Annotated in this window: 18 protein-coding genes; 8 read left to right on the forward strand and 10 right to left on the reverse strand. The window is 64.7% G+C overall.

Features of this window, described 5'->3' with window-relative positions:
- Positions 1 to 20: 20 nt before the first annotated feature.
- Together GKC28_RS12935 and GKC28_RS12940 are read right to left on the reverse strand one after the other, a co-directional pair.
- Positions 21 to 743: an SDR family NAD(P)-dependent oxidoreductase gene (locus tag GKC28_RS12935; protein ID WP_174147316.1), complete on the reverse strand. Its 723-nt coding sequence runs from the start codon at positions 741 to 743 to the stop codon at positions 21 to 23.
- Entirely contained in the window at positions 733 to 1,056 is a 324-nt protein-coding gene (locus GKC28_RS12940) for a darcynin family protein (RefSeq protein ID WP_174147317.1), read from the reverse strand. The genes GKC28_RS12935 and GKC28_RS12940 overlap by 11 nt, the downstream gene beginning before the upstream one ends.
- Before the next feature lie 91 nt (positions 1,057 to 1,147).
- Here GKC28_RS12940 and GKC28_RS12945 point away from each other — a divergent pair, with 91 nt between their 5' ends.
- Positions 1,148 to 1,780: a TetR/AcrR family transcriptional regulator gene (locus GKC28_RS12945; protein WP_174147318.1), complete on the forward strand. Its 633-nt coding sequence runs from the start codon at positions 1,148 to 1,150 to the stop codon at positions 1,778 to 1,780.
- Here the strand turns inward: GKC28_RS12945 and GKC28_RS12950 are convergent.
- Positions 1,717 to 2,511 carry a 23S rRNA (adenine(2030)-N(6))-methyltransferase RlmJ gene (locus tag GKC28_RS12950; RefSeq protein ID WP_174147319.1) on the reverse strand — a complete coding sequence of 265 codons (795 nt, stop codon included), beginning with the start codon at positions 2,509 to 2,511 and terminating at the stop codon, positions 1,717 to 1,719. The genes GKC28_RS12945 and GKC28_RS12950 overlap by 64 nt on opposite strands.
- 120 nt (positions 2,512 to 2,631) lie before the next feature.
- On the opposite strand from GKC28_RS12950, the gene GKC28_RS12955 reads away from it, so the two are divergent.
- The 7 genes from GKC28_RS12955 (at position 2,632) to GKC28_RS12985 (ending at position 10,273) form a co-directional block, all read left to right on the forward strand.
- Entirely contained in the window at positions 2,632 to 3,429 is a 798-nt protein-coding gene (locus tag GKC28_RS12955; RefSeq protein WP_254604226.1) for a hypothetical protein, read from the forward strand.
- 231 nt (positions 3,430 to 3,660) lie between these two features.
- Positions 3,661 to 4,707 carry a rod shape-determining protein gene (locus tag GKC28_RS12960; RefSeq protein ID WP_019297721.1) on the forward strand — a complete coding sequence of 349 codons (1,047 nt, stop codon included), beginning with the start codon at positions 3,661 to 3,663 and terminating at the stop codon, positions 4,705 to 4,707.
- A 52-nt stretch (positions 4,708 to 4,759) separates the two neighbouring features.
- Complete coding sequence (gene mreC / locus GKC28_RS12965; RefSeq protein ID WP_174147320.1) at positions 4,760 to 5,701, forward strand: rod shape-determining protein MreC; 942 nt, start codon at positions 4,760 to 4,762, stop codon at positions 5,699 to 5,701.
- Entirely contained in the window at positions 5,694 to 6,230 is a 537-nt protein-coding gene (locus tag GKC28_RS12970) for a rod shape-determining protein MreD (RefSeq protein ID WP_174147321.1), read from the forward strand. The genes mreC and GKC28_RS12970 overlap by 8 nt, the downstream gene beginning before the upstream one ends.
- Positions 6,230 to 8,176, forward strand: coding sequence for a penicillin-binding protein 2 (gene mrdA, locus GKC28_RS12975; RefSeq protein WP_174147322.1), 1,947 nt, complete (start codon positions 6,230 to 6,232; stop codon positions 8,174 to 8,176). The genes GKC28_RS12970 and mrdA overlap by 1 nt, the downstream gene beginning before the upstream one ends.
- The gene (gene rodA / locus GKC28_RS12980) at positions 8,173 to 9,324 is read left to right on the forward strand and encodes a rod shape-determining protein RodA (protein ID WP_174147323.1); all 1,152 of its coding nucleotides are present in this window, start codon (positions 8,173 to 8,175) and stop codon (positions 9,322 to 9,324) included. Before mrdA ends, rodA begins: the two co-directional genes overlap by 4 nt.
- Positions 9,325 to 9,340: 16 nt before the next feature.
- Positions 9,341 to 10,273, forward strand: coding sequence for a glyoxylate/hydroxypyruvate reductase A (locus GKC28_RS12985; protein WP_174147324.1), 933 nt, complete (start codon positions 9,341 to 9,343; stop codon positions 10,271 to 10,273).
- Between the two features lie 83 nt (positions 10,274 to 10,356).
- On the opposite strand, the gene GKC28_RS12990 is transcribed toward GKC28_RS12985, so the two are convergent.
- From GKC28_RS12990 to GKC28_RS13020, 7 genes are all read right to left on the reverse strand, one after another.
- Positions 10,357 to 12,372: a M3 family metallopeptidase gene (locus GKC28_RS12990; RefSeq protein ID WP_174147325.1), complete on the reverse strand. Its 2,016-nt coding sequence runs from the start codon at positions 12,370 to 12,372 to the stop codon at positions 10,357 to 10,359.
- Between the two features lie 80 nt (positions 12,373 to 12,452).
- Positions 12,453 to 12,803, reverse strand: coding sequence for a hypothetical protein (locus tag GKC28_RS12995; RefSeq protein WP_174147326.1), 351 nt, complete (start codon positions 12,801 to 12,803; stop codon positions 12,453 to 12,455).
- 9 nt (positions 12,804 to 12,812) lie between these two features.
- Positions 12,813 to 13,862: a HesA/MoeB/ThiF family protein gene (locus tag GKC28_RS13000; protein ID WP_174147327.1), complete on the reverse strand. Its 1,050-nt coding sequence runs from the start codon at positions 13,860 to 13,862 to the stop codon at positions 12,813 to 12,815.
- Positions 13,862 to 14,317 (reverse strand): dUTP diphosphatase, encoded by a 456-nt coding sequence (gene dut / locus GKC28_RS13005; protein WP_174147328.1) that lies wholly within the window; start codon positions 14,315 to 14,317, stop codon positions 13,862 to 13,864. Before dut ends, GKC28_RS13000 begins: the two co-directional genes overlap by 1 nt.
- Before the next feature lie 39 nt (positions 14,318 to 14,356).
- The gene (gene coaBC, locus GKC28_RS13010; RefSeq protein WP_174147329.1) at positions 14,357 to 15,553 is read right to left on the reverse strand and encodes a bifunctional phosphopantothenoylcysteine decarboxylase/phosphopantothenate--cysteine ligase CoaBC; all 1,197 of its coding nucleotides are present in this window, start codon (positions 15,551 to 15,553) and stop codon (positions 14,357 to 14,359) included.
- A 60-nt stretch (positions 15,554 to 15,613) separates the two neighbouring features.
- Positions 15,614 to 16,450: a ChaN family lipoprotein gene (locus GKC28_RS13015; protein ID WP_174147330.1), complete on the reverse strand. Its 837-nt coding sequence runs from the start codon at positions 16,448 to 16,450 to the stop codon at positions 15,614 to 15,616.
- Positions 16,447 to 17,325, reverse strand: coding sequence for an RNA polymerase factor sigma-32 (locus GKC28_RS13020; protein WP_174147331.1), 879 nt, complete (start codon positions 17,323 to 17,325; stop codon positions 16,447 to 16,449). Before GKC28_RS13020 ends, GKC28_RS13015 begins: the two co-directional genes overlap by 4 nt.
- Between the last annotated feature and the right edge of the window lie 177 nt (positions 17,326 to 17,502).

Below are 17,502 nucleotides of genomic sequence, written 5' to 3' on the forward strand. Positions count from 1 at the left end.
TTCAAAGTTATTTGCAAACCTCAGCCGCGCAGGATCCGGGCTGCAAGCGCCGGGGAGAGGCGATGGATCAGCCGCAACAGCTTCATCTGCCCCACCCAGATTTCGCTTTTGCCCGCAGCAATCCCGCCGAGCAGGGCGGCGGCGGCTGCGTTGGGGCTGATCTTGCCGCGGCCCCGCCCGGCGGTCATTTGGGTCGCGGCCAGCGCCATCACGCAGTCCGTGATACGCACTGGCAGGCCTGCGCCCTCAGCCTGGTAGCGCAGGGCGCGGGTGAAATTGCGCAGGGCCGCCTTGGAGGCGCAGTAGACCGGCGCCTGCCGTTTCGGGGCCAGGGCAAGGCCGGAGGTCACATTGACCAGAAAGCTGCCTGGCGTTTGCGCAAGAACCGGCAGCAGCCCGGCGGCGAGATGCATGGGGGCTGTCAGGTTCACCGCCACCTCCCGCTCGATATCCTGCGGATCGGCCCCGCCTTTGGCGAAATCGGCGGCGATCTGAATACCCGCGTTGTTGATCATCCCGTCCAGCCGCTGCCCCTGCAGACCGGCAATCAGCGCCGCCCGTGCGCGACTGTCTGCCAAGTCGCAGGCCAGCCGTTCCACGCCCTCTGGCAGCCCCTCCATCGCCTCAGTGGAGCGGGCCAGCGCCAGAACCTCAGCCCCTTCCGCCGCCAGCTGTAATGCCAGCGCCCGCCCGATCCCGCGCGAGGCGCCGGTGACGAGTACCCGTTTGCCGTCAAACCGCATGGGCGGCCTCATAGGTGCGGAATCCGTTTTCATAAGACGGGATGATCCCGGCCACCGTGAAGTAGCCTTCTGTGATCAGCGCAGTGTCCCGCAACTGTTCCATGGCGCAGTAGTAGGCCTCCGGCGTTTCCGCCTCGATCATCGCCACGTCACTGAACTCCGCATGAAACGCCTCGGCATCGAAATGGCGCAGCGACAACCCGTCGCTGGCGAAAGGCTCCAGCCCGGCAGCGGCGATGCGCCCGCGTTCCGCGCGGCTGAGGCGCAGCCAGCCGGGGGAGGCGTTGAGCAGCAGGAAGATGGTCATTTTCATCGGGGAACCTCCGCAATGTTGCCTTTGCCGCCAAGAATGTGAAGGATTGCTCGCATTCTCAACTCGCGTTCCCGGCAGGAAGGCACCCGCGATGCACGGCCCAAGAAAACAAGCGCGCCAGGCCCGCTCCCGCGCCACCCAGGAGGCGATCGTGGAGGCGGCGGCTCGCATTCTGGAAACGTCGGGGCGCGAGGGTTTGACAACAAATACGATTGCCGACCGGGCCGGCGTCAGCATCGGCTCGCTCTACCAGTATTTCCCCAACAAAGAGGCGGTGCTGGCCGCCGTGCTGCGCAGCAAGCGGGCAGAGCTGCTGGGCTGGATGCGGGACGCCGCAGCGCGCTGCCGCGATGAGCCGCCGGAGGCAGCCTTGCGCGAGCTTCTGGCCGCCGGGATGCGGCACCAGTTCGAACGGCCGCGGCTGGCTATGGAGGCGGAATATGCCGAACAGCGTTTGCAGCTGGCACCGGAAACCGCCGCACTGGCAGAGGAGATGGCGCAGATCGTTCTGGACACCATCCGCCGCTTCGCCCCCGATGCCGGACCGCAGGAGGCGCGCGACGTGGTGGCCATTGCCAAAGGGATGATCAACGCCGCCGCCTTTGCCGGCGAAGCAGGCGGTACCGCGCTGGTCCAGCGGGTCGAACGCGCAATCCGGGGTTACTTGCGGGAGACCGCGTCGAACAGCGCCGAAATCCGCGCGGCTTCCTCTGCCGCGCCGTAGGGCGCGTTGACCACAAACATGCCGCTGCCGATCATCCGGTGTCCTTCGCGCACCGGCGGGAAGAACACCTCGTGGCGCAGGGCATCAGGCAGCCCCTGCGCCTCCAGCGCCTTCAGCATCTGCTTGTGACTGCCGTCCCGCAGGATCGGATACCACAGGGCTATAACGCCGACGTTCCACTTCTTGTGCAGCTGGCCGATGATGCCGGGGATACGGGTGTAATCGGATTTGATCTCGTAGCTGGGGTCGATCAGCAACAACCCGCGGCGCGGTGTCGGCGGTGCCAGCGACATGGCGAGTTCGAATCCGTCCTGCTGGTGCACCTTGGCCTTCCAGGGCTTCAGCGCGGCACGCAGGGCTGCATTTTCCTGCGGGTGCAGCTCAGCAAAATGCAGCGAGTCGCCGGGTCGCAGCAGCGAGGCTGCAATCAGCGGTGAGCCGGGATAGGCGGCGGCTCCATGTGCCTTGCGGGTTTCCGACAGGGCACGGTGAAGCGGATGATCCGCAGCCAGTCCCTGTTCTGCCAGGACCTTGGTGATGCCCTGCTCCGCCTCGCCGGTTTTCACGGCCTCGGGCGCGTCCAGCCGGTAGAGGCCCCGGCCCGCATGGGTCTCAATATAGCTGAGCGGTTTATCCTTGCGGGTGAGATAGGCCAGCATCCAGGCAAGCAGCGCGTGCTTCTGGACATCGGCCAGATTTCCGGCGTGGTAGATGTGCTGATAAGAGAGCATGCGCCCCCTCTAGCCGCTATTTCCAAAGGGCGGAAGGGGCGGCGTACGCCCGGTAAACGGAATCTCAACCCCGCTGCGGCAGACTGCACCCCGAAAAGATACCGCAGAATGCAGGTTCCCATGCCCCTCAGAATGAGCGCCCTTGCCCTGATCCTGACGTTTCTGGCCCTGTTGCTGTGCACGGCGGCTGCGGTCAGCGCGCAGGGGTATTCGCTGGTCGGCAATAATTTCTTCCTGCAAAAGGCCTCTGCCCCGATGCCCGGACCGGCGCCCGCACCTGCGGTCCCAGGCCCGGCTCCGCAGGCCATTGCCAGCCTGCTGCCGGACACCCTGCCCGGCGCGGACCAAGGCCGCGGGGCGGTATCGCTCAACCCAAGTGCCGCCAGCCTGTTCCGCGGCCGCAGCGGCAGCGGGCTGTTTGCCCCGATCCTGAAGGCACCGCCCAGCGTCAAACGTCTGCTGGATCTGATTGCCAGCGCCGAGGCCGGCAAGGCGCAGTATGATGCGGTGCAATATGGCGCCACCCGCAAGCCGCCGAAGAAGCCGACAAGCATGACAATTGCCGAGATCAACGCCTGGATCGACGGCACCCCGGGACAGCCCCATGCCATCGGGCGCTATCAGTTCATCCCCGCAACGCTGCGGCGGCTGGTTAAGCATCAGGGGGTGAATCCGCGGGCCCGCTTCACGCCGGAGCTGCAGGACCAGCTGGCGCACCAACTGGTGGAGGAGGCCGGCTACAGCGCCTTCCTGGCTTCGGAAATGCCGCGCAAGACCTTCATGCTGAACCTGGCCAAGATCTGGGCCGGACTGCCAATCTCCACCGGGAAATCCTATTACGAGGGCTATGCCGGCAACAGCGCCAGCCTGACCTGGGCTCATTTCGACGCCGAAATGAAGCGGATCTTCCGAAGCTGACGGCCAGACGTTCCGCAGCAGTCCCTTCCAGACCAGGCACGCCTTTCAGCTGCAGCAGGAACAGTGCAGGAACGCGGCTAGGTTGAGGCTCTATATAGTGGGCGGAAAGGCGCTGTTTCACCATAATACGCCCTTTCGCGGCCCAGCCCTGCCGCTTATAAGGTTTGGGAAGGCGGCTTCTGAGGGGAGTCGCCCAAGGAATATTGGCAGCACTCACAGGATCCCTTCTATATGGCGCTTTTCGGAAACTTGGGCGGTCTGTTCTCCTCGGACATGGCCATCGACCTCGGCACAGCCAACACTCTGGTCTATGTCAAGGGCCGCGGGGTGATCCTGTCCGAACCTTCCGTGGTCGCCTACCACGTCAAGGACGGCGTCAAAAAAGTGCTGGCCGTGGGTGAAGACGCCAAGCTGATGCTGGGCCGCACCCCCGGCTCGATCGAGGCGATCCGGCCGATGCGCGAAGGCGTGATTGCCGACTTCGACACCGCAGAGGAAATGATCAAGCATTTCATCCGCAAGGTGCACAAGCGCTCAACCTTCTCCAAGCCCAAGATCATCGTCTGCGTGCCGCATGGCGCCACCCCGGTTGAAAAACGCGCGATCCGTCAGTCGGTGCTCTCCGCAGGCGCCCGCCGCGCCGGCCTGATTGCCGAGCCGATTGCAGCCGCCATCGGGGCGGGCATGCCGATCACAGATCCGACCGGCAACATGGTTGTTGACATCGGCGGCGGCACCACCGAGGTGGCGGTCCTGTCGCTGGGCGACATCGTTTATGCGCGCTCTGTCCGCGTCGGCGGCGACCGCATGGACGAGGCGATCATCAGCTACCTGCGCCGCCAGCAGAACCTGCTGGTGGGTGAATCCACCGCCGAGCGCATTAAAACCTCCATCGGCACCGCCCGGATGCCCGACGACGGCCGCGGCCAGTCGATGCAGATCCGCGGCCGCGACCTGCTGAACGGCGTGCCGAAGGAAATCGAGATTTCCCAGGCCCAGGTGGCAGAAGCGCTGGCCGAACCGGTGCAGCAAATCTGCGAGGCGGTGATGACTGCACTGGAAACCACGCCGCCGGACCTAGCCGCCGACATTGTCGACCGCGGCGTTATGCTGACCGGCGGCGGCGCTCTGCTGGGCGATCTGGACCTTGCCCTGCGCGAACAGACCGGCCTGGCCGTCTCCATCGCGGATGAGAGCCTCAACTGCGTGGCGCTCGGCACCGGCAAGGCGTTGGAGTTTGAAAAACAGCTGGCACACGCCATCGACTACGACAGCTAACGCCGCAGCCTGCCGGAATGGCACCAGCTGACAGGCGGCTGGAAGGAGAAACGTGGCAAAGGACAAGTCCCAGCGCGACGATTACGCAACCCCGCTGCGGCGTCTGTTGACAGCGGTGCTGTGTCTGTGCCTGGCCGCGATCTTTGTCGTCTGGCGGATCGACAGCCCGCGGGTGGAACGCTTCCGCGCGCAGGTGGTGGACACGGTCGTGCCCAATATGGATTGGGCAATGGTGCCCGTGACGGCCACGATCAATCTGGTCCGCGATTTCCAAAGCTACCAGCGGCTGGCGGAACAGAACCGCGAGCTGCGCAGCGAACTGCGGCAGATGCGCGCCTGGAAGGAAGCAGCTCTGCAGCTGGAACAGGAAAACGCCCGGCTGCTGGACCTCAACAATGTGAGACTGGATCCGAAGCTCACTTATATCACCGGGGTGGTGATGGCCGACAGCGGGTCCCCGTTCCGGCAGTCGGTGCTGCTGAACGTCGGCAGCCGTGACGGGGTGCATGACGGCTGGGCCGCGATGGACGGCATCGGACTGGTGGGGCGGATCTCCGGCACCGGGCGCGACACCGCTCGGGTGGTCCTGCTGACCGATGCCGCAAGCGCCGTACCCGCCACCATCCAGCCCTCCGGTCAGACCGCACTGGTCACCGGCGACAACAGCGCCGCTCCGGTGCTGAGCTTTCTGGAGAACCCCGACCTGGTGCGCCCGGGCGACAGGGTGATTTCTTCCGGCGACGGCTCCGTCTTTCCGGCTGGGTTGCTGATCGGCCAAGTGGCAAAGGACCGTTCGGGGCGGATGCGTGTGCGCCTGGCCGCAGACTACGGGCGGTTGGAGTTCCTGCGGGTGCTGCGCCATCACGGAACGCAAGTGATCCAGGACCCTGGCGGGCTGGTCGGCGCCGCCCCGGGCGACCCGCTGCCGCAGCCGCGGCCCGAAACCCTGGGGGAGGACAGCCCCGAAGGCACGGCTGAGGCCGGCAATGGCTAACACCTCGCCCGCCAGGATCTGGACCATGCGCGCGGCCTTTCCCGCAGTCGCACTCTTGATCATCTTCTTCCACCTGCTGCCGCTGGAAACCGAGCCGCGGTTCTGGGCACCGCCGGACCTGCTGCCGGCGCTGGCCATGGCCTGGAGCCTGCGCCGCCCGGATTATGTTCCCGCGCTCTCGATCGCCCTGGTGATGCTTCTGGCGGACCTGCTGTTCCACCGCCCGCCGGGGCTGCTGGCGCTGCTGACGGTGCTGGGCTGCGGCTTCCTCAAGGGCCGCGCGGCGCCCCACCGCGAGAGCACATTTGCCAGCGAATGGCTGGCCGTTGCCTTGGTGCTGACAGGGATTGCCACGCTGAACCGGCTGATCCTGACCCTGTTCGGGGTTGCCCAGGCGCAGCTGAGCCTGACCGTTATCCAGGTTGTGATGACCATCGCTGCCTATCCGCTGGCGGTTTGGGCCAGCCAGTCTATTCTTGGGGTGCGCAAACTGTCCCCTGCTGAGGCCGAAACCCTGGTGAGCCGCTGATGAAACGCAATCCCAAGGATCTGGATGCCGCAAACAGCAAGATGACCCGGCGGGCGCTGTTCCTTGGCGGGCTGCAGCTGGCCTTTGCCGGCGGGCTGGCGGCTAGGATGCGATACCTGCAAGTGGATCAGGCCGATGAATTCCGTCTGCTGGCCGAGGAAAACCGGATCAACATCCGCCTGCTGCCGCCTGCCCGCGGGCAGATCTTCGACCGCAACGGGCTGATCATCGCGCAAAACTCGCCCTCCTACCGGATCACGGTGGTGCCGGAGGATGCGGGCGACGTTGAAGCGGTGATTGCCAAGCTCTCGAAACTGGTCTCCCTGGATCCGGAGGACCTGGAGCGCGCCCGCACCGAAATGCGCCGCTCGCCGCCGTTCCTGCCAATCACCCTGGCTGACCAGATCGGCTGGGAGGATATTTCCAAGGTGGCTGTGAACGCCCCTGCCCTGCCCGGGGTCACCCCTGAGGTGGGCCTGACCCGTGTTTATCCGCAACTTGGCGACTTTGCCCATGTTATCGGCTATGTCGGACCGGTTTCCGACTATGACCTGAGCAAGATGGAAGACCCGGAGCCAGTACTGATGATCCCGCGCTTCCAGATCGGCAAGGTTGGTTTTGAGGCCCGGCGCGAGGATCTCTTGCGCGGCAAGGCCGGCGCCAAGCGGGTCGAGGTCAACGCCACCGGCCGGGTGATGCGCGAGCTGGACCGGCGCGAGGGGATATCCGGCGCTGACATGCAGCTGACCATTGATGCCGGGCTGCAGAACTACGTGCAGGCGCGGCTGGGCCGGGAAAGCGCCGCGGCGGTGGTGATCGACTGCGAGAACGGCGACATCCGCGCGATCTGCTCCTCGCCCAGTTTCGACCCCAACCTGTTCGTGCGCGGCATTTCCGTTGCCGACTACCGGCTGCTGACCGAAGACAATTACCGGCCGCTGTCCAACAAGGCAGTGCAGGGAACCTACCCGCCCGGATCCACATTTAAGATGATCACCGCTCTGGCGGCGCTGGAAAACGGCGTGATCGGACCGGAGGAAACCGTCTGGTGCCCCGGCCATCTCAAGGTTGCAGGGCGCCGTTTCCACTGCTGGAAGCGGGCGGGCCATGGCCGGGTGGATTTGAACACCTCGCTGAAGCGGTCCTGCGACGTGTATTATTACGACGTCGCAATCAAAACCGGCATCGACAAGATTTCCGAGATGGCCAATCTGTTTGGCCTTGGCATCAAGCATGATCTGCCGATGTCGGCAGTGGCGCAGGGGATCACCCCAACCAAGGCGTGGAAATCCAGTTCCTATGGCAAGGACTGGCTGATCGGCGATACCGCGAACTCCTCCATCGGGCAGGGGTACATGCTGGCGTCGCCCTTGCAGCTGGCTGTGATGTCCGCGCGGCTCGCTACCGGGCGCAGCGTGACACCCAGGCTTCTGAAAACGATCGACGGGGTTGAGCAGCCAAGCGGCGCCGGCGAGCCGCTGCCAGTCAGCGAAAACAGCCTGCGGATGGTGCGCCGCGGCATGTATTCTGTCAGCAACGACCGCCGCGGCACCGCCTACCGCTCCCGCATCGTTCCCAAGGAAATGGAGATGGCCGGCAAGACCGGAACCAGCCAGGTCCGCAACATCACCGCCGCTGAGCGCGCCGCCGGAGTGATCCGCAACGAGGACCTGCCGTGGGAACGGCGCGACCATGCTCTGTTTGTCTGCTTTGCGCCCTATGACAAGCCGAAATACGCGGTTGCGGTGGTGGTTGAACACGGCGGCGGCGGCTCCAAGGCGGCCGCGCCGGTGGCGCGCGACGTGATGCTGCAGGCGCTGTACAACGGCACCCCGCCGCTGGAGGCCTACCCCAAGGCCGACCGCAGCCGCATCAAGGCGCAGCAGGAACGGCTGGAACGCGAACGCGTCAAACGCCCGCTGGGCAGCCGGAGCAGCCGCGCATGAGCTATCTTGAGTATCACGCCAAATCGACACCCACCGGCCTGCGCAAGGTTCTATACCTGAACTGGGGGCTGACGCTGCTTCTGGCGACGGTGACCTGCGTCGGATTTCTGATGCTCTACTCGGTGGCTGGCGGGTCCTTCACCCCGTGGGTGGAGCCGCAGGTGAAGCGGTTTGCCCTTGGCCTTGGCGTCATGTTCGTGGTCGCCATGATCCCGATCTGGTTCTGGCGCAATATCTCGGTCGTGGCCTATCTGGGGTCGCTGGCGCTGCTTGTGGCAGTGGAGCTGTTCGGCACCGTTGGCATGGGCGCGCAGCGCTGGATCGATATCGGCTTCATGCGGCTGCAGCCCTCGGAGGTGACCAAGATCGCGCTGGTGATGCTGCTGGCCGCCTACTATGACTGGCTGCCGCCAGAGAAAACCTCGCGCCTCTTGTGGGTGCTGCTGCCGGTCGCGCTGATCCTCATTCCGACAGCGCTGGTGCTGAAACAGCCCGACCTTGGCACCTCCATCCTGCTGATGGCGGCGGGCGGCGGGGTGATGTTTCTGGCAGGCGTCCACTGGGCCTATTTCGTGGCGGTGATTGCCGCCGGGGTGGGGCTGGTCAGCGCGGTGTTCCAAAGCCGCGGCACCGAATGGCAGCTGCTGAAGGACTACCAGTTCCGCCGCATCGACACATTCCTCGATCCCTCGCAGGATCCCCTGGGCGCTGGTTATCACATCACCCAGTCCAAAATCGCGCTGGGGTCCGGCGGCTGGTCCGGGCGCGGCTTCATGCAAGGCACCCAATCGCGACTGAACTTCCTGCCGGAAAAGCACACCGATTTCATATTCACCACCCTGGCGGAAGAATTCGGATTCATCGGCGGCGTGACCCTTCTGTCCATTTACATGCTGATCATCGTGTTCTGCATCGCCTCGGCAATTGCCGCCAAGGACCGGTTCTCTTCGCTGGTGATCATGGGCATCGCCATCACCTTTTTCCTGTTCTTTGCGGTGAACATGTCGATGGTGATGGGGCTGGCCCCGGTGGTCGGGGTGCCGCTGCCGATGGTCTCCTACGGCGGCTCAGCAATGCTGGTGCTGCTGGGTGCCTTCGGCATCGTGCAAAGCGCCCATATCCACCGCCCGCGCCAGGCCTCACGCTAGACTTCAAGGAGTTCCCATGACCGCCAATGTCCTGTTTGCAGGCCGCGCCGATGGCTGGCCAACTTATGAGCCGCTGCTGAAAGCGGAGCTTGCACGGCTAGGTGTGGAGGCTGATCTGCGCAATGAATTCGCGCCGGAAGAGGTGGACTACATCGTCTACGCGCCCAGCGGGCCAGTGAGCGATTTCACCCAGTTTACCCGCCTGAAGGCTGTGCTGAGCATGTGGGCAGGCGTCGAAAAAATCGTGCCTGTCGTGCCCGCTGCCGTGCCGCTCACCCGGATGGTGGACACCGGGCTGGAGCATGGCATGACCGAATGGGTGGTAGGCCACACGCTGCGCTATCACCTGGGCATGGACATGCAGATCCACGGGCTGAACGGGCGCTGGCACCGGCATGTGCCGCCGCTGGCCAAGGACCGGCACGTCACGGTTCTGGGCCTGGGCGCACTGGGAACCGCCTCGGCCAAGGCGCTGGCGGCGCTGAGGTTCCAGGTCTCCGGCTGGAGCCGGACGCAAAAGGACATCGAAGGCATCACCTGCTATGCCGGACAGGACGGGCTGAAGGCGGCGCTGGAGCAGGCCGAGATCCTGATCCTGCTGCTGCCGGACACACCAGAGACCGAAAACACGCTGAATGCCGAGACCCTGGCCTTGCTGCCCAAGGGGGCAAAGATCATCAACCCGGGCCGCGGGCCGCTGATCGACGATGGCGCGCTGCTGGCCGCGCTCGACAGCGGCCAGGTGGGCCATGCGACGCTGGATGTGTTCCGCATCGAACCGCTGCCGCCGGAGCACCCCTACTGGGCGCATCCCAACGTAACGGTAACGCCGCATATCGCCTCGGAAACCCGTGAAAGCACAGCGGCTGAAGTCATTGCCGAAAACATCCGCCGCGGCGACGAGGGTGAGCCGTTCTTGCACCTCGTCAATCGCAGCCTCGGCTACTAAACGGAAAAGAGCGGGCTGGCGCCCGCTCTTTCATCTTTCCCAAAATACTTCTGCCGGAGGCAGCGCCCGCAAAGGCGCTTTCCTCATTCCGCAGCCAGACCACGGCCTTTCAGCAGCGCCTCGACGCCCGGCAGCCGCCCGCGGAACTCGGTGTATAGCTCCGCAGGGTCGGCAGAACCGCCAGTGGAAAGGATATGCGCCTCCAGCGCCTTGGCGCGCTCCGCATCAAAGGCCCCGCCCGCTTCCTCAAAAGCGGCAAAGGCATCCGCGTCCATCACCTCCGACCACATGTAGCTGTAGTAGCCGGAGGAATAGCCGTCGCCTGCAAACACATGCGCGAAATGCGGCGTGGCGTGGCGCATGACGATCGCCCGCGGCATGCCGATTTCCTCCAGCATCTCGGCCTGCCTTGCCATCGGGTCGGACGGTGCCGCGCCGTCGTGAAAGGCGAGGTCGACAAGGGCGGACGCAACATATTCCACCGTCTGGAAGCCCATGTCGAAATTGGCCGCCCCCAGCACCTTCTCCAGCATCTCTTGCGGCATCGGCTCGCCGGTTTCCGCGTGGGTGGCAAACTCCTGCAGCACCTCCGGCACTTCCAGCCAGTGTTCATACAATTGGCTGGGCAGCTCCACGAAGTCGCGCGCCACCGAGGTGCCCGAGATGCTCTCGTAAGTCACATCCGAGAGCATCTGGTGCAGTGCGTGGCCGAACTCATGGAACAGGGTGCGGGCGTCGTCCCAGGACAGCAGTGCCGGATCGCCCTTGGCGAAATTGCAGACGTTGATCACCACCGGGGCCTGCACCTCCGGGAATTTCGACTGCTGCCGCATGGCTGAGCACCACGCGCCGGAGCGTTTCGAGCTGCGGGCGAAGTAGTCGCCGATGAAGACCGCCACATGCCGGCCGTCCCGGGTCACTTCCCAGGCGCGGCAGTCGGGGTGGTAGAGCGGCACATCCAGCGGTTGGAATTCCAGCCCGAACAGGCGGTTTGCGCAGGCAAACGACGCCTCGATCATCCGGTCGAGCTGCAGGTAGGGCTTCAGAGCAGCCTCATCCAGGTCATGCTCGGCCTTGCGGCGTTTTTCGGCGTAGTAGCGCCAGTCCCAGGGTTCCAGATCGCCGTTGATGCCGTCCGCCTGCATCATTTCAGTCAGGATCTGCGCGTCCGCATCGGCGCGGGATTTGGCAGCCTCCCAGACCTCCATCAGCAGCCCGCGCACCGCTGCCGGCATCTTGGCCATTTCGGTTTCCAGCTTGTAGGCGGCAAAGTTTTCATAGCCCAGCAGCTGCGCCCGCTCCTCACGTAGCTGCAGGATCTCTGCCGCAATCGCACGGTTGTCGGTATCGCCGCCATTGGCCCCGCGGGCGGCCCAGGCGTAAAAGGCTTTCTCGCGCAGGTCGCGGCGCGGCGAAAATTGCAGGAACGGCGTAATCAGTGAACGGGACAGAGTAACGACCGGACCGCCCCTGCCCTTTTCCTCGCCAGCCGCGCGGGCTGCCTTGACCACGAAATCCGGCAGGCCCTCCAGGTCTTCCTCGGACAGCTCCATGAACCAGCTGCGCTCATCCGCCAGCAGGTTCTGGGTGAACTGGGTGCCCAGGGTGGCGAGCTGCCCCTTGATTTCCTGCATCCGCTTGTCGGCCTCGCCTTCCAGCGCCGCGCCGCCGCGGACAAAGCCGCGGTGGGTCAGCATCAGCACCCGCTGCTGTTCATCCGTCAAGTCCAGTTCTTCTCTCTGTTCCCATACTGCCTTCACGCGCGCATAAAGCACCTTGTTGGCGGTAATGGCAGAGAAATGCGCGGCGAGTTTCGGAGAGAACTCCCGCTGCAACTCTTCCCGCCTGGGATTGCTGTCGGCGCCGGCCACGGTGAAGAACACGCCCAGCACCTGCTCCAGCTCGCGGCAGGGCGTTTCAAGCGCCTCGATCACATTGGCAAAGGTGGGCGGCTCGGAACTGTTTGCGATGGCGTCGATCTGGGCGCGGTGCGCCGCCAGCGCCTGTTCCAGCGCGGGGGCGAAATCTTCATCGGAAATGCTATTGAACGGGGCAATTTCAAACGGCGTGTCCCAGCGGGACAGAAGCGGATTGGACATGTGCAGGTCTCCTTTGCAGGCGACGCTAGCGGGAAAGCAGGGGGGCCGCAATTGGCCTTTCCGCGCGAGGCAGCGGCACCTCAGCCGCCTGTTCCGTCGCCCTCCGTCAGCTCTGCCGGAACGTTGCGGATCGGCACGTCCGCCACGTTGGCTGCCCGGGCGATGCGCCATTCGAAGCGGCCCATTTTGCCATCGGTGTCGATCAGAACCACAACCGGCTCCTTGCCGGTGACCTCTGCCGCAAACAGCGCCTGCTGGAGGCTGTCGAGGCTGCTGCGCTTGTCCAGCCCGAACTCGATGACCCGGTTCTCGTTCTCGCAATCTGTGCGGATTGAGGCGGCACCGCCGGGATAGGTGAAATCATGCACCCGCTCCGGCTGGCCGCCGAACAGGGCGCCGCAAAGAAGCGCGATGAAATAGGTTTCGTTCACTGGCGGAAATCAGCTTTCCGCTCTGCCGCCGCAGGCCGGGCAGTCCGCCCGCCGCGACAGGCGGATCTTGCGGGTTTCACCGTAAAGCCCGTCATAGATCAGCATCTCGCCCCGCAGCACCGCCCCGGCGCCGGTGATCTGCTTGATGGCTTCCACCGCCATCATCGAGCCGACCACACCGGGCAGCGGGCCGATCACCCCGGCCTCGGAACAGCTGGGCGCAAGACCGGCGGCGGGCGCCTCCGGGAAGATGCACTGGTAACAGGGGCCTTCTTCGGCCGGGTGGAACAGGCTCAGCTGCCCCTCCCACTGCGACAGCGCGCCGGAGATCAGCGGCTTGCCCAGCGCCACCGCGGTGCGGTTGGCCAGATAGCGGGTGCCGGAATTGTCGGTACCATCGAGGATCAGGTCATATTCGGCAAACAGCTCCGACGCGATCTCTTCAGTCAGGCGGCGGTTGTACGGGCGCACCTCCACGTAGGGGTTCTGCGCCTGCATCGCGGCCTGGGCCGAGAACACCTTGGGCTTGCCGATGTCCGCGTCCCGGTGGATCACCTGGCGCTGCAGGTTGGCATTGTCGACCGCGTCGTCGTCGATCACCCCGATGGTGCCGACGCCGGCCGCCGCGAGGTATTGCAGCGCAGGCGCGCCCAGCCCGCCTGCACCGATCACCAGCACCTTGGCCTTCTTCAGCTTCTTCTGCCCGGGCCCGCCCAGTTCCCGCAGGACGATGTGGCGGGCATAACGGTCAAGCTCGCTTTCGGTGAAGGTGCTGGCGGGCTGGTTCATCTCGGCTTCCTGAGGCTGGGCGCGGTTTTTCAAGGCCGCCACGATACGCGCATAAAACCCCGCCACAAGGGCAAAGCCGCCGAGCAACAGCCAGGGTGCCACAGAGCCGCCAGTGCCTTCGCGCAGCGGGTGCCCGTCCGGCAGGGTCAGCTGCACTGCCAGCACGGCGATGAACAGCACCGCCAGCAGCGTGATACGAAGATTGCGCGGCAGGCCAAGGAAGCTCCCGCCCCACCAGATCAGCGCTGCGAGGACCAGGATCCGAAGCATCAGGCCTGCCCGGTGGAGCCGAACCCGCCGTCACCCCGCTCAGTTCCGGAAAGCGCATCTGCAACTTCAAACCGCGCCTGCAGAACCGGCGCCACCACCATCTGGGCGATGCGCTCGCCGTGATGAACCTCAAATGGTTTCTGCCCCGCATTCATCAGGATCACGCCCAGCGGCCCGCGGTAATCGCTGTCGATCGTCCCCGGCGTGTTGGGCAGTGTGATGCCATGCTTCAGCGCCAGCCCGGAGCGCGGCCGGATCTGCACCTCATAACCTTCCGGGATTTCAATCCGCAGCCCGGTTGGCACCAGCGCCCGCGCGCCCGGTTGCAGCACCAGGCAGCCGCGGTCCGGCAGGTTGGCGCGCACGTCCGCCCCCGCCGCACCGGCGGTTTCATACGATGGCAGCGGCACGTCCCGGTCCGCCCCCTCATCGTGGATCACACGGATAGTCACCATCACAGCGCCCCTGCTTCTTCTTTGTTCAAATACTCAAATTCACCCGGCCAGCGCTGCCGCGATCCGGTCTGCCAGTTTGCGGGCGACCTCATCCTTGCCCATGCGCGGCCATTCCTCGGCCCCTTCGTCAGAGATCAGGATCACCGCGTTTTCGCTGCCGCCCATGATGCCGGTTGCAGGCGAGACATCATTTGCCACGATCCAGTCGCAGCCCTTGCGCTTGCGCTTGGCAGTGGCGTTTTCCACCACGTCGTTGGTCTCGGCTGCAAAACCTACCACCAATCCGGGGCGGCCGTTCTTCATCTGCGAAACGGTCTTCAGAATGTCCGGGTTCTCGGCAAATTCCAGCACCGGCAGCCCGTCCTTGGATTTTTTCAGCTTCCGGTCAGAGGCGCTGGCCACCCGCCAGTCCGCCACCGCGGCGGCAAAAACCCCCGCATCGGCCGGCAAAGCTGCCTGCACCGCGGCCTCCATCTCGCGGGCGCTTTCCACCGGCACCACCTGCACCCCCTCGGGGGGGCGGACTTCTGCCGGTCCCGTGATGAACACCACGTCCGCTCCCTGATCGCGCAAAGCACAGGCCACCGCTGCTCCCTGCGCCCCGGAGGAGCGGTTGGCGATGTAGCGCACCGGGTCGATCGGCTCATGCGTCGGTCCGGAGGTCACCAGGATACGTTTGCCCTTCAGAGGGCCGTCCGCAAGCTTGGCGGCAATAGCGGCCAGGATTTCCTCCGGCTCCGCCATTCGGCCGGGCCCGAATTCACCGCAGGCCATGCTGCCCTCATTGGGGCCAACAAAGGACACGCCATCGTCTTTCAGGGTTTCAAGGTTGCGCTGCGTGGCCGGATGCTCCCACATGCGGACGTTCATCGCAGGCGCCAGCAGCACCGGCGTGTCGGTCGCCAGCAGCAGAGTCGAAGCAAGGTCATTGGCAAAACCTTGCGCCATTTTCGCCATCAGATCGGCAGTGGCTGGCGCCACGACCAACAAATCGGCGCTGCGCGACAGCTGGATATGGCCCATCTCGGCCTCTGCCGTTAGGTCGAAAAGCTCCTGATGCACGGGTGTTGCGGCCAGGGCTGAGACAGACAGCGGCGTTACAAACTCGGCGCCGGACTTGGTCAGCACCGGCGTTACCCGCGCGCCCTGATCCTGCAGCCGGCGGATCAGCTCCAGCGACTTATAGGCCGCAATGCCGCCGCCGATGATCAATAGAATATGTTTGCCAGCCAGCATTTGCGCATCCTCGCCCGGTTTCCCGCGACCTTACTGCGGCGCGGCACAAGAGTGAAGCAGTCAGCCGTCCGTGCGGAAGGCAAGGCAGGGATCAGGCCGTTCGGCCGCCGGGGCATCGAGCACCAGATCAAACTGCCCGCTGATTTGCCCCCTTTCGGACTGGCCCAGACTGCGGATCACCGCACCGGGACGGGCCTTCGCCAGGTAGACGGCCAGCCCCCGGTCCATTCGGGCGTGGCCGTTGCCGGTGATCACCGCTACCGGCCCGCCCGTGTCAGCAAGCGCCCTGTCTGCGGCAGCTGCAAGTGTTGCATCCCGCAAGCGCTGGAAATTCACCAGCACAGGCAGCATTTCGGGGGGCATGGCGTTGCAGTGATTGGCTTGCTGATCCGCCTCCCTTGCTGCTTGCTCCGCTTCCGGCAACGGCTGATCAAGACCGAAGCGCGCGGACGCCCCGGCTCCGAAATAGCCCGCCCCCCCCTGCTCCAGGGCTTCCGCCGCCTGCTCGCGCGGGACCAGAGCGCCGTACTGCCGTGCGCCTTTGGCAGCCGCAAAAACCGGTGCATAAAGCGCAAACTCAGGCCAGCCGCTTCGTGCCCAGTTCAGCATCTTGGCCGTCTGCCCTGCATCGTCAAGACTGGCCGGATCCAGACTCTCCGCCTGTTCCGAGGTGATCATCTCCCAGACCACGGCCTTGGGCTTCAACGCCATAAGGAGCTGTGCCTGCCGCTGGTGATGCACGGGGTTGTCGTGCACCTCGCCCAGGATCACTACATCCGCCCCCCGAAGCGCGTCTGCCGCCCCGGACAGCCCATCTGCACCGGCGCCAGACAGGCCAAGCGCCGCCAGAGCGGCGGCGCTTGCCATGATCTTCAGGAGGCTGATCCGCTTTCTCATGAAAGCAGTTTGTGCACCTCGCGCGATTGGCCTTCAAGGCACTTGCGCATTTTCTGGAACGCTCCGGCCTCCAGCTGCCGCACCCGCTCCTTGGACAGGCCCAACTCCAGGCCCAGGCTCTCCAGCGTGCGCGGCCGCTCGCGCAGCTTGCGCTCGGTGATGATGAACCGTTCGCGGTCGTTCAGCGCCTGCAGCGCACCCACCAGCCATTTGCGCAACTGGCGGCGGTCATGCCGTTCCTGCACCAGTTCTTCGGCCTGCGACGCTTCGTCCTCCAGCGCATCAATCCACTCCCGGCCTTCTTCATCCGCGGACTGGATTGCATTCAGAGAGAAGTCGGCACCGGACAGGCGCCCTTCCATCATTTCCACGTCGCGCAGCGGCACCCCGATTTCGGTGGCGATCTTCTGGTGCAGCTGGTGCCGGTCAAGCTTCTCACCGGACGCCCGCGCTTCGCGCTCGAACTGCGCCTGCACCCGGCGCATGTTAAAGAACAGTGATTTCTGCGACGAGGTTGAGCCGGTGCGCACCATCGACCAATTGCGCATCACATAATCCTGGATCGACGCCTTGATCCACCAGACCGCGTAGGTCGAAAACCGCACGCCGCGGTCCGGATCGAATTTGTCTGCCGCTTTCATCAGCCCCAGGCCGGCCTCCTGGATCAGGTCGTTCATCGGCGCCCCGTACCGCTTGAACTTGGCCGCCATGGAAATGGCCAGGCGCATATAGGCGTTGATGAGCCGGTGCAGCGATTGCACGTCGCGGTCATCCCGCCAGGCATAAGCCAAGCGCCGCTCGGTCTCTGCATCCAGAAGTTCCGCCTTCATCGCCTGTCTCGGCAATGGGTTTTCGACTGTTTGATCAAGTGCCATTGTGTTTTCCCCCCGGAAACTAATTAACAAACTGCCGCCTGCAGGCGTGCTTAGAACAATTGGAGGCCCGGCATTCATAGGCCGGCAGCAACAGCGCAGCGGATGCGGCTTATGCCTCATCCAAAGGCCAAAATGGAAAAGTTAAATTGTATCTTGGCCCCTGCACAGCCTATCCCG

It is taken from the genome of Leisingera sp. ANG59, assembly GCF_013317235.1.
GTDB lineage: Bacteria > Pseudomonadota > Alphaproteobacteria > Rhodobacterales > Rhodobacteraceae > Leisingera.